The sequence below is a fragment of the Amycolatopsis bullii genome, from assembly GCF_014654205.1.
In the GTDB taxonomy this organism is placed as follows: domain Bacteria; phylum Actinomycetota; class Actinomycetes; order Mycobacteriales; family Pseudonocardiaceae; genus Amycolatopsis; species Amycolatopsis plumensis.
In genome coordinates this window covers 38,523-53,935 of record NZ_BNAW01000019.1, presented here as the reverse complement: position 1 = coordinate 53,935, position 15,413 = coordinate 38,523, and the positions used below count along the sequence as shown (strand labels likewise).

13 protein-coding genes are annotated in these 15,413 nt (G+C 70.9%); 9 read left to right on the top strand and 4 right to left on the bottom strand.

Annotated elements, in window-relative coordinates:
- The first annotated feature begins 115 nt into the window (after positions 1-115).
- Genes IE317_RS21860 through IE317_RS21840 form a run of 5 tightly spaced genes read left to right on the top strand, consistent with a single transcriptional unit; the run spans position 116 to position 5,560 of the window.
- The gene (locus tag IE317_RS21860) at positions 116-1,501 is read left to right on the top strand and encodes an FAD-binding oxidoreductase (protein ID WP_191312899.1); all 1,386 of its coding nucleotides are present in this window, start codon (positions 116-118) and stop codon (positions 1,499-1,501) included.
- Positions 1,498-3,060, top strand: a complete 1,563-nt coding sequence (locus IE317_RS21855) for an acetolactate synthase large subunit (protein WP_191312897.1) — start codon at positions 1,498-1,500, stop codon at positions 3,058-3,060. The genes IE317_RS21860 and IE317_RS21855 overlap by 4 nt, the downstream gene beginning before the upstream one ends.
- Positions 3,061-3,105: 45 nt before the next feature.
- Entirely contained in the window at positions 3,106-3,909 is an 804-nt protein-coding gene (locus IE317_RS21850) for an SAM-dependent methyltransferase (protein ID WP_191312895.1), read from the top strand.
- Positions 3,909-4,712, top strand: a complete 804-nt coding sequence (locus IE317_RS21845) for an SAM-dependent methyltransferase (RefSeq protein WP_191312893.1) — start codon at positions 3,909-3,911, stop codon at positions 4,710-4,712. The genes IE317_RS21850 and IE317_RS21845 overlap by 1 nt, the downstream gene beginning before the upstream one ends.
- A gap of 41 nt (positions 4,713-4,753) precedes the next feature.
- A complete protein-coding gene (locus IE317_RS21840; RefSeq protein ID WP_191312891.1) occupies positions 4,754-5,560 on the top strand; it encodes an SAM-dependent methyltransferase in 807 nt (268 codons plus the stop codon).
- On the opposite strand, the gene IE317_RS21835 is transcribed toward IE317_RS21840, so the two are convergent.
- Together IE317_RS21835 and IE317_RS21830 are read right to left on the bottom strand one after the other, a co-directional pair.
- Positions 5,557-6,891, bottom strand: coding sequence for an MFS transporter (locus tag IE317_RS21835; protein ID WP_229902845.1), 1,335 nt, complete (start codon positions 6,889-6,891; stop codon positions 5,557-5,559). The genes IE317_RS21840 and IE317_RS21835 overlap by 4 nt on opposite strands.
- Before the next feature lie 163 nt (positions 6,892-7,054).
- Positions 7,055-7,513 (bottom strand): DUF3761 domain-containing protein, encoded by a 459-nt coding sequence (locus tag IE317_RS21830; protein ID WP_191313021.1) that lies wholly within the window; start codon positions 7,511-7,513, stop codon positions 7,055-7,057.
- Positions 7,514-7,606: 93 nt separating this feature from the next.
- Here IE317_RS21830 and IE317_RS21825 point away from each other — a divergent pair, with 93 nt between their 5' ends.
- The 4 genes from IE317_RS21825 (at position 7,607) to IE317_RS21810 (ending at position 11,855) form a co-directional block, all read left to right on the top strand.
- Entirely contained in the window at positions 7,607-8,674 is a 1,068-nt protein-coding gene (locus IE317_RS21825) for a sensor histidine kinase (protein ID WP_191312889.1), read from the top strand.
- A 7-nt stretch (positions 8,675-8,681) separates the two neighbouring features.
- Complete coding sequence (locus IE317_RS21820) at positions 8,682-9,347, top strand: response regulator (protein WP_191312888.1); 666 nt, start codon at positions 8,682-8,684, stop codon at positions 9,345-9,347.
- Between the two features lie 114 nt (positions 9,348-9,461).
- Positions 9,462-11,507 (top strand): MMPL family transporter, encoded by a 2,046-nt coding sequence (locus IE317_RS21815; RefSeq protein ID WP_191312886.1) that lies wholly within the window; start codon positions 9,462-9,464, stop codon positions 11,505-11,507.
- A 42-nt stretch (positions 11,508-11,549) separates the two neighbouring features.
- On the top strand, positions 11,550-11,855 hold the full coding sequence (locus tag IE317_RS21810; RefSeq protein ID WP_191312883.1) for an antibiotic biosynthesis monooxygenase family protein: 306 nt from the start codon (positions 11,550-11,552) through the stop codon (positions 11,853-11,855).
- A gap of 48 nt (positions 11,856-11,903) precedes the next feature.
- Here the strand turns inward: IE317_RS21810 and IE317_RS21805 are convergent, their stop codons facing one another.
- Both IE317_RS21805 and IE317_RS21800 read right to left on the bottom strand, forming a co-directional pair.
- The gene (locus IE317_RS21805) at positions 11,904-14,075 is read right to left on the bottom strand and encodes a 3-hydroxyacyl-CoA dehydrogenase NAD-binding domain-containing protein (protein WP_191312881.1); all 2,172 of its coding nucleotides are present in this window, start codon (positions 14,073-14,075) and stop codon (positions 11,904-11,906) included.
- Positions 14,076-14,084: 9 nt separating this feature from the next.
- Positions 14,085-15,296 (bottom strand): acetyl-CoA C-acetyltransferase, encoded by a 1,212-nt coding sequence (locus IE317_RS21800; protein ID WP_191312879.1) that lies wholly within the window; start codon positions 15,294-15,296, stop codon positions 14,085-14,087.
- Between the last annotated feature and the right edge of the window lie 117 nt (positions 15,297-15,413).

The window sequence follows — 15,413 nt, the reverse complement described above, 5'->3', positions numbered from 1 at the left end:
CGCCGACGCGGCAGGGAGGCGCCTCCGAAGAACGTGAAAACCCTTCATGGCGGCGTACCGCCGGTACGTACTACGCTGCGGTAACCACAGCGACGGCGCGGAGGAGAAACTGCCGATGGGCGACGTGGCAGCACGCCTGGCCGAGATCGTCGGGGACAGAAACCTGCTGACGGGCGAGGCGATCTCGGAGGACTACGCGCACGACGAAGCGCTGACGGCGGAGCCGCAGAAGCCTGCGTACGTCGCGAAGCCGGCAACGGCCGAAGAAGTCGCGGAGCTGCTGAAGGCCGCTTCGGAGTACCACGTCCCCGTGACCGCCCGAGGCTCCGGCAGCGGGCTGTCCGGGGCGGCCCGGCCGCAGGCGGACGGCCTGCTGATCTCCTTCGAGCGGATGAACGCCGTCCTCGAAGTCGACACCGGGAACCACGTCGCCGTCGTCCAGCCCGGCGTGACCCTCGCCGAGCTCGACGCCCGGACCGCCGAGGCCGGGCTCGGCTACACCGTGTACCCCGGTGAGCTCAGCGCGAGCGTCGGCGGGAACGTCGGCACCAACGCCGGCGGCATGCGCGCGGTCAAGTACGGCGTCACCCGCAACAACGTGCTCGGCCTGCAGGCGGTGCTGCCGACCGGCGAGATCATCCGGACCGGCGGCAAGACGTCGAAGATCTCCACCGGCTACGACCTCACGCAGCTGATCATCGGGTCCGAGGGCACCCTCGCGCTGGCCACCGAGATCACCGTCAAGCTGCACCCGCGGCTGGCCCACGGCGCCACCGTGCTCGCCCCCTTCGGCGATTTCGAACAGGTGATGGCCGCCGTGCCCGCGGTCGTGTCCAGCGGGCTCGCGCCGCACATCCTGGAGTACATCGACAACCTGACGATGGCCGCCATCGTCTACAACGAGAAGCTCGAACTCGGCGTGCCGGACAAGATCCGCGAGACGTGCGAGGCCTACCTCGTGGTCGCGCTGGAGAACCGCGAGAGCGGCCGCCTCGAGGAGGACGTCGAAACGGTCGGCGAGCTGCTCGGCGAGCTCGGCGCGGTCGACGTGTACGTACTGGAGGGCAACTCCGCGCGCAAGCTCATCGAGGCCCGCGAAAAGGCTTTCTGGACCGCGAAGGCGGTCGGCGCGGACGACGTGATCGACGTCGTCGTGCCGCGGACCGCGATGCCGCGGTTCATCGCGAAGGCGCGGGAACTCGCGATGGCCGCCGGCGGCGGCGCGCTCGGCTGCGGGCACGCCGGCGACGGCAACGTCCACCTCGGCATCTTCTGCAAGGACGACGCCAAGCGGAAGCAGCTGCTCACCGACATCTTCGCGTACGCCATGGAACTCGGCGGCGCGATCTCCGGCGAGCACGGCCTCGGCCGCACCAAGGCGCACTACCACGCCGAACTCGAAGACCCGGCGAAGATCGAGCTGATGCGCCGGATCAAGCAGAGCTTCGACCCCGCCGGGATCCTCAACCCCGGCGTTCTCTTCCCCGAAGGAAAAGCATGAGCGAGCTGAACGGCGCCCAGTCCCTGATCCGCACGCTGGTCGACGCCGGTGTCGAGGTGTGCTTCGCCAACCCGGGCACGTCCGAGATGCACTTCGTCGCCGCCCTCGACACCGTCCCGGAGATGCGGGGCGTGCTGGCGCTGTTCGAAGGCGTCGTCACCGGCGCGGCCGACGGGTACGCGCGGATCGCGGGCAAGCCCGCCGCAACGCTCCTGCACCTCGGCCCCGGCCTGGGCAACGGCCTGGCGAACCTGCACAACGCGCGCCGCGCGCACACGCCGATCGTCAACGTCGTCGGCGACCACGCGACCTACCACAAGCAGTACGACGCGCCGCTGGAGTCGGACATCGAGGCCGTCGCCGGCTCGCTGGAAGGCTGGGTGCGCCGCTCGGAGCACACGAAGGACGTCGGGGCGGACGCCGCCGCCACGGTCGCGGCGGCCCAGGACGCGCCCGGCCGGGTCGCCACGCTGATCCTGCCCGCGGACGCTTCGTGGGGCGAAGGCGGCGAGACCTGCGCGCCGATCCCGCCGCGCGTGCCGCAGGCCGTCGACGCGACGACCGTCAAGGACGTCGCCGCGGTGTTCGGCACCGGGGAGCCGGTGGCGCTGCTCGTCGGCGGGAGCGCGTGCCGCGAGGAGGGCCTGCGCGCCGCCAGCCGCATCGGCGCCGCGACCGGTGCCAAGGTGTTCGTCGAAACGTTCCCGGCGCGCCTGGAGCGCGGCGCCGGGCTGCCGTCGATCGAGCGGCTGGGCTACCTCGCCGAGCAGGTCGCCTACCAGCTCGACGGGATCAAGCACGTCGTCGTCGCGGGCACGAAGGCACCGGTGTCGTTCTTCGCCTACCCGGGCAAGGCGAGCGATCTGGTCCCCGAAGGCGCCCAGGTGCACACGCTCGCGTCGGTCGCGCAGGACGTCACGCGCGCGCTGAACGAAGTCGCCGACCTGGTCGCCGCGGACACCGAGCCCGTGCTGGCGCCGGAATCGCGGCCGGCTTTGCCGAGCGGGCCGCTGACGCCGCAGAACTGGGTCGAGGTGATCGGGGCGCTGCTGCCGGAGAACGCGATCATCGCCGACGAGGCCAACACGTCCGGCCTGATGCTGCCGATGGCGACGGCCGGTGCGCCGCGCCACGACGTCCTGACGCTGACCGGCGGCGCGATCGGCTACGGCATGCCGGTGGCGACCGGCGCGGCCGTCGCGGCGCCGGACCGGCCGGTGCTGAACCTGCAGTCCGACGGCAGTGCGCTGTACACGATCTCGGCGCTGTGGACACAGGCTCGGGAAAACCTGAACGTCACGACCGTGCTGCTCAACAACCGCGCGTACGCGATCCTGCGGTTGGAACTGCAGCGCGTCGGCGCGGCCTCGGGCGGCCCGAAGGCGAACGACCTGCTCGATCTTTCCCGGCCGGACATGGACTTCGTGAAGATCGCGGAGGGCATGGGCGTGCCCGCGTCGCGCGCCACCACCGCCGAAGAGCTCGCCGAGCAGCTCCAGCGGGCCTTCGCCGAGCCCGGTCCGCACCTCATCGACGCCGTGGTGCCGCCGCTGCTCTAGAACGCACTATCCTCCCGTCACACCTTTCGAGCCCGGGAGCGGCGGATGAGCGAAGGCGAACACGCGAAGCGGGGCATCGACCTCGAAAGACCGAACGCCGCGCGCGTGTACGATTACATGATCGGCGGCAAGCTCAACTACGCCGTCGACCGCGTCTTCGCCGACCGGATCCTCAGTGTGCTGCCGAACGCCCAGCACATGGCGCTGACCAACCGGGCGTGGCTGCGCCGCGCCGTGCGGTTCGCCGCGGAGCAGGGCGTCCGGCAGTTCCTCGACATCGGTTCGGGGATGCCGACAGTCGGCCACGTGCACGAGGTCGTCCAGTCGATCGACCCGGCGTCGCGGGTGGTCTACGTCGACAACGAGCCGATCGCCGTCGCGCACAGCGAGATCGTGCTGGAGGGCAACGAGAACGCGGCCATGGTCCAGGCCGACGCCGAGTACCCGGCCGAAGTGCTGGAGCACCCGGTCACCGAGGCACTGCTGGACTTCACCGAGCCGGTGATGGTGATCATGGCGGCGTTCGTGCACTTCATCCCGGACTCGCGGGACCCGGCCGGGCTGATCGGCGCCTACCGCGACGTCCTCGCGCCGGGCAGCTACCTCGCGCTGTCGTCGGGCACGTGGGAGGGCCAGGGCGAGGAGTCCCAGCGCTCGGTCGCGCTGTACGAGAAGAGCGGCACGCCCCTGACACTGCGGTCGCCGGACGAACTGCGGGCGCTGGTGAAGGGCTTCGAGATCCTGCCGCCGGGGATCGTGTTCACCCCGGAATGGCGTCCGGACGAGCCGCTCGAAGACAAGCCGGAGCAGTCGGGCGGCCTCGCGCTGGTGGCCCGCAAGGAGCGCTGATGACCGGCGGGCACGCGCCCCGCGGGATCGACTTCGACAAGCCGAACGCGGCCCGCGTGTACGACTTCCTGATCGGCGGCAAACTCAACTACGCGATCGACCGGGAGTTCGCCGAGCGGATCCTCCAGGTGCGGCCGGAGGCCAGGGAACTGGCCGTGCTCAACCGCCGGTGGCTGCGCCGCGCCGTGCGCTTCGGCGCTGCGCAGGGGATCCGCCAGTTCCTGGACATCGGCTCGGGCATGCCGACGGCCGGGCACGTGCACGAGATCGTCCAGTCGATCGACCCGACGTCGCGGGTGGTCTACGTCGACAACGAGCCGATCGCCGTCGCGCACAGCGAGATCGTCCTGCAGGACAACGCCAACGCGGAGATGGTGCGGGCGGACGCGGAATTCCCGGCGGACGTCCTCGAGCACCCGACGACCGAGCGGCTGCTGGACTTCACCGAGCCGGTGATGCTGATCATGGCGGCGTTCATCCACTTCATCCCGGACTCCCGGAACCCGGCGGGGTTGATCGCGGCCTACCGGGACGCGCTCGTCCCGGGGAGTTACCTGGCGTTGTCGTCGGGCACGTTCGAGGGGCAGGGCGAAGAGGTCCGGCGCGCGGCGGAGCTGTACCGGCAGAGCGGAACCGACGTCGTCGCGCGCTCGAAGGAGGAGCTGCGCGCACTGGTGGCGGGGTTCGAGGTCCTGCCGCCGGGGATCGTGTTCACGCCGGAGTGGCGTCCGGACGATCCGGCCGAAGTCGGCGAGCATCCGGAGCTGGCCAGCCAGCTGGCCCTGGTGGCCCGCAAGAACTGAGCGGCTATTCTCGCTGCACACCTGACTCCGGGGAGCGGCGGATGAGCGAAGACGAGTACGCGCGGCGGGGCATCGACCTCGACAAGCCCAACGCCGCGCGCGTGTACGACTACATCCTCGGCGGTCAGCTCAACTACGCCGTCGACCGGATGTTCGCCGAGCAGGTGCTGGCCGCGCAGCCGAACGCCCGGGAGCGGGCGCGGCTCAACCGGCAGTGGCTGCGCCGCGCCATCCGGTTCGGCATGGACCAGGGCATCCGGCAGTTCCTCGACATCGGCTCCGGCATGCCGACCGTCGGGCACGTGCACGAGGTCGCCCAGGCCGTCGACGCCAATGCGCGCGTCGTCTACGTCGACAACGAGCCGGTGGCCGTGGCGCACAGTGAGATCGTGCTGGAGGACAACGAGAACGCGGCCATGGTGCACGCCGACGCCGAGTTCCCCGACGACGTCCTCGAACACGACATCACCGAGATGATGCTGGACCTGGACCAGCCGGTGATGGTGGTGATGGCGCTGTTCGTGCACTTCATCCCGGACGAGCGCAACCCGGCCGGCCTGATCGCCGCCTACCGCGACGCGCTCGCGCCCGGCAGCTACCTCGCCCTGTCGTCCGCCACCTACGAGCAGCAGAGCGACGACACCGCCCGCGCAGTCGCGATGTACCAGAAGAGCGCGAACCCGGTGACGCCGCGCTCGGCCGACGAGCTCCGGACCCTGGTCGACGGCTTCGAGATCGTCGACCCGGGCATCGTGTTCATCCCCGAGTGGCGGCCCGACGACCCCGCGGAAATGCCGCCGAACCCGGCGGAGTGCGGCGGCCTGGCCCTGGTGGCGCGCAAGAACTAGGCGGCGACCAGCTCGGGCGCGGTCCGCGTCCGCGGCACCAGCGCCGCCAGCAGCGCGCCCGCCAGCGCGGCGAACGCGGCCACCGCGAACGTCGCGCGGAAGCCGGGCAGGGACGGCACCGGCACGCCGCCGACGCTGATCGTGAGCTGGGCCAGCATCGCTGCCATCACCGCGCTGGAAATCGCCGTGCCGACCGAGCGCATCAGGGAGTTCAGGCCGTTCGCCGACGCGGTTTCGGTGACCGGCACCGACCCCATGATCAGCGCGGGCATGGCCGCGTACGCGATGCCGACGCCGGCCCCGATGATCACCGACGCCGTGATCAGTTCGGCCGCGTTGTCCATCAGCACGATCGCGAACGCGTACCCGGCGGCGATCACCAGCGCGCCGCTGATCAGCGTCGGGCGCGGGCCGAACCGGGCGATGAGCCGCGCCGAAACCGGCGAGAGCAGCATCATCACCAGGCCGTTCGGGGCCAGCGTGAGGCCGGACTCGACCATGGTCTGGCCCAGCCCGTAGCCGGTCGACGCCGGCGCCTGCAGCAGCTGCGGGAACGACAACGCCATGGCGTACAGGGCAAAGCCGACCATGATCGACGCGAGGTTCGTGAACAGCACCGGGCGGCGCGCGGACACCCGCAGGTCGACCAGCGGATCGCGGCGCCGCAGCTGGTAGGCACCCCAGCCGAGCAGGACGACGACGGCGGCCGCGGCCAGCCCGAGCGTCGGCGCGCTGGTCCAGCCCCACGTGCCGCCCTTGACCACCGGCAGCAGCAGGCAGAGCAGCCCGGCCGCCAGCCCGAACGCCCCGAAGTAGTCGAACGGCGCCGGCGTCCGCAGCGGCGACTCGGGTACCACGGTGAGGATGAGCAGCGCGCAGGCCAGCCCGAGCCCGGCGGCGGTCCAGAAGAGCACGTGCCAGTCGGCGTTCTCGGCGACGACGGCCGCGACCGGCAGCCCGATCGCGCCGCCGACGCCGAGCGTTGCGCTCATCAGCGAGATGGCGCCGCCGACGCGTTCGGGCGGGAGCTCGTCGCGCATGATGCTGATGCCGAGCGGGATCACGCCCATCGCGCAGCCCTGCAGCCCGCGGCCGAGGATCTGGAACGCGAGCGCACTGGTCGTCGCGGACACGACCGAACCGGCGATGAGCAGGGCGAGGCTGACGAGGATCATCCGCCGCTTGCCGTAGAGGTCGCCGAGCCGTCCGCTGACCGGCGTGATGACGGACGCGGCCAGCAGCGTCACGGTGACGACCCAGGAGGCGTCGGCGGCGGAGGCGTGCAGCAGCCGCGGGAAGACCGGGATCAGCGGCACGACCAGCGTCTGCATGAACGACGCGACGAGCCCGCACGAGGCGAGCACCACGACGATCGCGCCACTCGACGACGCGGAACGGGACACACCACACCCCCAGTGGGTACTTAGTACGCATCATGCAACTTCGTGCACTGTACCCACGGGGTGACGGGTTTCCGTCCGAGTGGCGGGTTCGTCACAGCCAGGTGCGGACACCTCCGTGGCCCGAGCAGGTGCCCGAGCGGTGCTGGCTGTAGCTGTAGGTGCCGTCCTTGCAGAGGGCCGTGGCGCCCGCGGGGTTGTCGCTGGGCCGGTGGACGCAGTTGCCGTCCGAGTTCCGGTAGTAGTCGGCCCCGCATTCGGCCGGCTTCGGCGCGGCCTGCGCGGTGGTCTTCGGCGCGGCTTGGGTCTTCGGCGCGGTCGTTTTCGGGGGCGCGGTGGTCGCGGCGACCACCGGCGGCGCCTCGGCGGTCGCCGAAACGGGAGTCGAGGTCTCGGCCGGCGTCGAAGACGCCGGGACCGAGGAGGTGGGCGGCGAAGACGCCGAAGAAGTGGGCGCGAGAACGCCGAGGTTGCCCGCGTCCTTGGGCGGGACCGCGCCGGTCCCGCACCCCGCGACCAGCAGACCCGCGACCAGCACCGCACCGAGCTTCATCCGCACGAGTGCCTCCCTTAGCAGCACGAAGTAATGCCGCAGGAGTCGATCGGACGCGCCCGGCTGTTACGCCCGTTCTCCTAAACTCTCCGTATGTCCTGGTTACGGCGGTACGCGACCGAGCTGGCGGTCGTCGTCGCGGTGCTCGTGGGGTCGCTGTTCACCGTCCTCAACGACGGCGCGAAGCCCGCGCACCACGCAGCCATCGGCTGGGTGCTCACCCTCATCGCCTGCGCCGCTGTCTTCTTCCGGCGCCGCTACCCGCTGAGCGTCGCCGCGCTCACGCTCGTCTGCTGCGCGCTCTACTACCCCCTCACCGACCCCGACGGGCTCGTCCTGCTCGCCTTCGCCTACGCGCTCTACAACGCCGCCGCGGCCGGGCGGATCCGCGGGGCCGCGCTGCTCGTCGTCGCGGCGATGGCCGGGGTCACCGCCGGCGAGATCGGCTCGCGGACCGGGCGGCACGTCGACAACTTCGCCTTCTTCCTGATGACCGGCTGGTTCGTCGCCCTGGTCGCCGGCGGCGCCGTCGCGCACTACCGCGCCGAGGCCGAGCGCACCAAGGAGGCCGAAGCCCGGGCGCGCGCCACCGACGAGCGCCTGCGCATCGCCCGCGAGCTGCACGACGTCCTCGGCCACCACCTCGCGCTGATCAACGTCCAGGCCGGCGCCGCGCTGCACCGGCGTGACCCCGGACAGGCCGAGGAGGCACTGGCAGCGATCAAAGACGCCAGCAAGACCGCACTCCAGGAGTTGCGCGCGACGCTCGGCATGCTCCGCGAGATCGGGCTGCCGTCACTGTCGAGGGTTGCGGAGCTGGCCGAATCGGTCGGCGCGTCCGGGCTGACCGTGCGCACCGAGATCGACGGCGTCGCCCGTGACCTGCCGCCGGACGTCGAGCACGCCGCGTTCCGGGTGGTGCAGGAGGCGCTGACGAACGTCGCCAAGCACGCCGGCGCGAAGACCGTCGTCGTCCGGCTCGGCTACGGCGCCGACGAACTGTCCGTCCAGGTCGACGACGACGGCCGCGGCGGCCCCGCCCCGGCGGGCAACGGGATCCGCGGGATGGCCGAACGCGCGCGGGCACTCGGCGGCGAACTGACCGCGGCGCCGCGCGAAGACGGCGGTTACCGCGTGCAGGCGCGGCTGCCGGTGCGATGATGGGCCGATGATCCGGGTCCTGCTCGTCGACGACCAGCGGCTCGTCCGCGCCGGCTTTCGGTCCATTTTGGACGGCGAGGAAGACATCACCGTCGTGGCCGAGGCCGCCGACGGGCGGGAGGCGCTGCAGGCCGCGCACGACCACCACCCCGACGTCGTGCTGATGGACATCCGGATGCCGGTGCTCGACGGCCTCGCCGCCACCCGGCACCTCCTCGAAGACCCCGGCGTGCGGACCAAGGTCGTCATCCTCACCACGTTCGACCTCGACGAAGACGTCTACGGCGCGCTGCGGGCGGGCGCGAGCGGGTTCCTGGTCAAGGACACCGAGCCCGAGGAGCTGATCCACGCCGTGCGCGTGGTCGCCCGCGGCGACGCGCTGCTGGCGCCGTCGATCACCCGGCGGCTGATCGCGGAGTTCGCCGCCCGCGGCACCCGCCCGGCGCCGTCCCCGGCCCTGGACCGGCTCACCGACCGCGAGCGTGAAGTGCTGTCCCTGGTCGCGGCCGGGCTGTCGAACGACGAGATCGCCCGCGAGCTCACCCTCAGCCCGGCGACGGCGAAAACGCACGTCAGCCGCATCATGACCAAGACCGGCACGCACGACCGGGCGCAGCTGGTCGTGCTCGCCTACGAGTCCGGCGCGGTGACGCCGAGGTGGCTGGCTCCCTGACCCGTACTCCCGCGGGTGTACGGGAACGGCCTTAAGGGACACCACCGGGAGCACGCGAAGTGTCCTCCGTTGCGCGACGCGCGGTAGGGCCCCGCTCCCGAATCCTTGTCCACCATGGACACCATCACTCGTACGACCGGTGGCAGCCTGGCGCGGCTGGCCGCCTGGGCGCAGCGCCACCGGTGGCTCGCCGTCGCGCTCTGGGGCCTGGTCCTCATCGGCGTCACGTTCACTTCGCAGCTGGCCGGCAGCGCGTTCCACGACGACAACTCGCTGCCGGGCACCGAATCCCAGCAGGTCGTCGACCTGCTCGAGAACTCCGCGCAATCCGGCGCGAGCGCGCAGATCGTGCTGAAGGCCGACAGCGGGCTCGCCGCGAACCGCGCGCCGATCGACGCCATGCTCGGCGAAGTCCGGTCCCTGCCGCACGTGCGGTCGGTGTCCGAGACGACGCTCTCGCCCGACGGGCGGATCGGCTACGCCACCGTCACTTTCGATGCCGCTTCGACCGATCTGCCCTACGACGACATCGTCAAGTTCGCCGACACCGCGAAGCGGGCCGGGCCGGTCGAGGTCGGGCTCGCCGGGGACCCGATCGAGCGGATTTCCGGCGGGGGTGGTCCGGCGGAAGGCGTCGGCCTGCTCGCCGCGCTGGTCATCCTCGTGTTCCTGTTCCGCTCGCTGCTCGCGGCCGGGCTGCCGGTCATCACCGCGGTGTTCGCCGTCGGCAGCACGCTGGGCGTGATCACGGTCGTCTCGCACTTCGTCGACATCGCGAGCTACACCGCGCCGCTGATGATGCTGGTCGGGTTCGGCGTCGGCGTCGACTACGCGCTGCTGATCTTTTCCCGCTACCGCACCGAAATCCTCGCCGGCCACGACCGTGATGCGGCGGCTCGCCGGGCGCTCGACACGGCAGGACGCTCGGTCCTGTTCGCCGGGACGACCGTGATCATCGCGCTGCTCGGCCTCCTCGCGCTCGGGCTCGGCGGGCTGCGCGGGGTCGCGTTGTCCGTCGCGCTCACGGTTCTGATGACGATGGTCGCGTCCGTCACGCTCCTGCCTGCGCTGCTCTCGCTGTTCGGCAGGCGGCTCGAACGCGGGATCCGCCGTCACGCGCTCCGGCGCGAACACGGCAAGGCGTGGCGACGGCTCGCCGACGGCGTCCAACGCCGTCCGCTGGCTCCGCTGGCTGTCGGCCTGATCGTCCTCATCGGACTGTCCATTCCGGCCGCGGGGATGCGGCTGGGGTTCGCCGACGCGAGCACCGACCCGGCCGGCTCCACCACGCGGAAGGCCTACGACCTGCTGGCCGAGGGCTTCGGCCCGGGCTTCACCGGGCCGCTCGCGGTGGTGGCCGAGGACGGCAACCCCGTAGCGCTGCAGCAGAAACTCGCGTCGACACCGGGGATCGCCCGCGCGCTGCCGCCGATGGGCCGCACGGTGCTCGCGTTCCCGGCGACGTCACCCCAGGACGAGGCCACGGCGGAGCTGGTGACGCGCCTGCGCACCGAGGTGCTGCCGACGTTGCCGGGCCACTACCTCGTCGGCGGCTCGGTGGCGGCCGCGACGGACTTCGCGGACGCCGTCGCCGATCGGCTGCCGCTGTTCGTGCTGGTCGTGGTCGGGTTGTCGGCGTTGCTGCTGATGGTGGTGTTCCGGTCGGTGCTGATCCCGCTCAAGGCGGCGCTGCTGAACCTGCTGAGCATCGGCGCTTCCCTCGGCGTCATGACGCTGGTCTTCGGCGACGGCTGGTTCGGCGCCCAGCCGGGCCCGATCGAGGCGTTCGTCCCGGTGATGATCTTCGCGATCGTCTTCGGGCTGTCGATGGACTACGAGGTGTTCCTGGTGTCGCGGATGCACGAGGAGTGGCGCCGCACGGGCAACGCGCAGCTGGCGGTGCGCGAAGGCCTGGCCTCGACGGGAGCGGTGATCACCGCGGCGGGCGCGATCATGGTCCTGGTGTTCGGCGCGTTCCTGCTGGACCCGTCCCGCATGCTGGCCCAGTTCGGCTTGGGCCTGGCGGTCGCGGTGCTGCTGGACGCGCTGGTGATCCGCTGCCTGGTCGTCCCGGCGATCATGCGGCTGCTCGGCGCGCGGGCCTGGTGGCTGCCGCGGTGGCTGGACCGCCGGCTGCCGCACTTCGCGCTGGAGCCCTGAGCCGCTGTACCGTCGGCAGTCCTTCACGGACAGGGGAACCGGATGATCGCACGCACCTGGCGGGGCTGGGCGCCCGCCGCGACGGCCGACGACTACCAACGGCACTACGAGACCGAAGTGGCGGAGCACCTGCGGGACCTGCCCGGCTTCCGCGGTGCGCGGCTGCTGCGCCGGACGGACGGCGAGGAGGTCGAGTTCACCTCGATCACGTTCTTCACCGACCTCGACGCCGTACGCGGCTTCGCCGGAGACAGCTATGAAGAAGCGCGCGTCGAAGAAGCCGGGCGGCGGGCGCTGAGCCGCTGGGACGACCGCGTGCAGCACGCGGAAGTCGCCGTCGCCCTGTGACGGAAACGGGCCGTTCCCCGCGCGGGGAACGGCCCGTTTCGTCAGCGCTTATTCGTAGATCTCGCCCTTGGCGGCCTTCTCCACGAGCGAAGCAGGCGGCTCGAAGTGGTCGCCGTACCGGGCGGCCAGCTCACGGGCCCGGTCGACGAAACCCTGCAGGCCACCCTCGTACTGGTTGATGTACTGGATGACGCCACCGGTCCACGCCGGGAAGCCGATGCCGAAGATCGAGCCGATGTTGGCGTCGGCCACCGACGTCAGCACGCCTTCGTCGAAGCACTTCACCGTTTCGAGCGCCTCGGCGAACAGCATCCGCTCCTTGAGGTCCTCGAACGGCACCTCGGCCGAGCCCGATTTGAACGCGTCACGCAGGCCCGGCCACAGGCCGACGCGCTTGCCTTCGGCGTCGTACTCGTAGAAGCCCGCGCCCGTCGAGCGGCCCTTGCGGTCGAACTCCTCGACCATCCGGTCGATCACGGCCTCCGACGCGTGCGCCTTCCACGTGCCGCCCGCGGCCTCGACCGCCTCGCGGGTCTCCTTGCGGATCTTGCGCGGCAGGGTCAGGGTCAGCTCGTCCATCAGCTGCAGCGGCGGCGCCGGGTAGCCGGCCTGCGAACCCGCCTGCTCGATCGACGCCGGCTCGACGCCCTCGCCCAGCGCGGCGACGGCCTCGTTGATGAACGTGCCGATCACGCGGGAGGTGAAGAAGCCGCGGCTGTCGTTGACGACGATCGGGGTCTTCTTGATCTGCAGCGTGTAGTCGAACACCTTCGCCAGCGTCGCCGGCGACGTCTTCTCACCGCAGATGATCTCGACTAGCGGCATCTTGTCGACCGGCGAGAAGAAGTGGATGCCGATGAAGTCCTCGGTCCGCTGCACGCCCTCGGCGAGGGTGGTGATCGGCAGCGTCGAGGTGTTGGAGCCCAGGACCGCGTCGGCGTTGACGATGCTCTCGATCTCACCGAACACCTTGTGCTTCAGCTCGACGCTCTCGAACACGGCCTCGATGACGAAGTCCACGCCCGCGAAGTCGGCCGGGTCGCCGGTCGGCTTGATCTTCGCCAGCAGCGCGTCCGACTTCTCCTGCGTGGTCTTGCCGCGCGAAAGGGCCTTCTGCTCCAGCTTGACCGCGTAGCCCTTGCCCTTCTCGGCCGCCTCGAGCGAGACGTCCTTGAGCACGACGTCGATGCCGGCCTTCGCCGAGACGTACGCGATCGCGGCGCCCATCATGCCCGCGCCGAGCACGCCGACCTTCTTGGCCGTGTACTTCTCGAAGCCGTCCGGCCGCGAGCCGCCCGAGTTGATGGTCTGCAGGTCGAAGAAGAACGCCTTCGTCATGTTCTTCGAGACCTGGCCGGTGGCGAGGTGGATGAAGTAGCGCGTCTCGATCTGGATCGCGGTGTCGAAGTCGACCTGCGCGCCCTCGATCGCGGCGGCCAGGATCGCCCGCGGCGCCGGCATGTTCGCGCCCTTGATCTGCTTGCGCAGGTTCGCCGGGAACGCCGGGAGGTTGGCCGCGAAGCTCGGGTTCGACGGGGTGCCGCCCGGGATCTTGTAGCCCTTGACGTCCCACGGCTGGACGCCGCCCTCGGGGTTCGCCTTGATCCACGCCTTCGCGGCGGGGACGAGCTCCTCGACCGTGCCGACGAGCTCGTGCACCAGGCCGAGCTCGAGGGCCTTGGCCGGGCGGTGCCGCTGCCCCTGGAGCAGGACGTTCAGCAGCGCGCTCTGGATGCCGAGCAGGCGCACGGTGCGCACGACGCCACCGCCGCCGGGCAGCAGGCCGAGCGTCACCTCGGGCAGGCCGATCTGGCTGCCCTTGACGTCGGCGGCGATGCGGTGGTGCGTCGCCAGCGCGATCTCCAGGCCACCGCCGAGCGCGGCGCCGTTGATCGCCGCGACGACCGGCTTGCCGAGCTGCTCGATGCGGCGCATCTGCCCCTTCATCAGGGTGCTGCCCTCGGTCAGCTCGACCGCGTGCTCGGGCTTGGCCTGGATGAGGTCGTTCAGGTCGCCGCCGGCGAAGAACGTCTTCTTGGCGGACGTGATCACCACGCCGGTGATGGAGTCCTTCTCCGCTTCCAGGCGGTCGACCGTGACGCCGAGCGACTCGCGGAAGTCGGCGTTCATCGTGTTCGCCGACTGGTTGGGGTCGTCGAGGGTCAGGGTGACGATGCCGTCTTCGTCCTGTTCCCAGCGGATGGTCTTGCTTTCAGGCATTTGGAGTCCTCACACCCGCTCGATGATGGTCGCGACGCCCATGCCGCCGCCGATGCACAGGGTCACCAGGGCGCGGCGCGCCTGGCGGCGTTCCAGCTCGTCGACCACGGTGCCGACCAGCATCGCGCCGGTGGCGCCGAGCGGGTGGCCCATGGCGATCGCGCCGCCGTTGACGTTGACCTTCTCCTCGTCGAGGTGCAGGTCCTTGATCCACTTGAGCACGACGGAGGCAAACGCCTCGTTGAGCTCCCACAGGTCGATGTCCTCGGGCTTGAGGCCCGCGGCCTTCAGCACCTTTTCGGTGGCCGGCGTGGGGCCGGTGAGCATGATCGTCGGCTCGGAGCCGATCGACGCGGTCGCCACGATCCGGGCGCGCGGGGTCAGCCCGAAGGTCTTGCCGACCTGCTCGGAGCCGACGAGCACCAGCGCGGCGCCGTCGACGATGCCGGAGGAGTTGCCGCCGGTGTGGACGTGGTTGATCTTCTCGACCGAGTGGTACTTCTGCAGCGCGACGGCGTCGAAGCCGCCCAGCTCGCCGATGCCGGCGAAGGCGGGCTTGAGCTTGCCGAGGCTCTCGACGGTGGAGCCGGGGCGGCGGTGCTCGTCGTGGTCCAGGACGGTGACGCCGTTGATGTCCTTGACGGGGACGACGGACTTGGCGAAGTAGCCACCGGACCAGGCCGCCTCGGCGCGGTCCTGCGAGCGGACGGCCCAGCGGTCGACGTCCTCGCGGGAGAAGCCCTCGATGGTCGCGATCAGGTCGGCGCCGGTGCCCTGCGGAACGATGTAGTTGTCGTACGCGGTGGCCGGGTCCATGAACAGCGCGCCGCCGTCGGAGCCCATCGGCACGCGCGACATCGACTCGACACCGCCGGCGATGATCAGGTTGTCCCAGCCGGAGCGCACCTTCTGCGCGGCGGTGTTGGTGGCCTCGAGGCCGGAGGCGCAGAAGCGGTTGAGCTGCACGCCGGCGACGGTCTCGGGCAGGCCCGCGTTGAGGGCGGCGGTGCGCGCGATGACGGCGCCCTGCTCGCCGACGGGCGAGACGACGCCGAGCACGATGTCGTCGATCGCGGCGGGGTCGAGGTTCGGGTGGCGGACCTTCAATTCGTTGATCAGGCCGACCACCAGGTCGACCGGCTTGGTGCCGTGCAGGGCACCGCCCTTGTTCTTGCCGCGAGGCGTGCGGATCGCCTCGTAGATGTAGGCCTCGCTACTCACTGAACAACTCCTCGCGAGCGGGATCGGACGTCGTCGTGCCGTGGCCGATGATACCGGCCAGTAGGGCTAATGGCCATTAACATATCTCCGGATAACCCCATGGTGTCAATGGGTTGC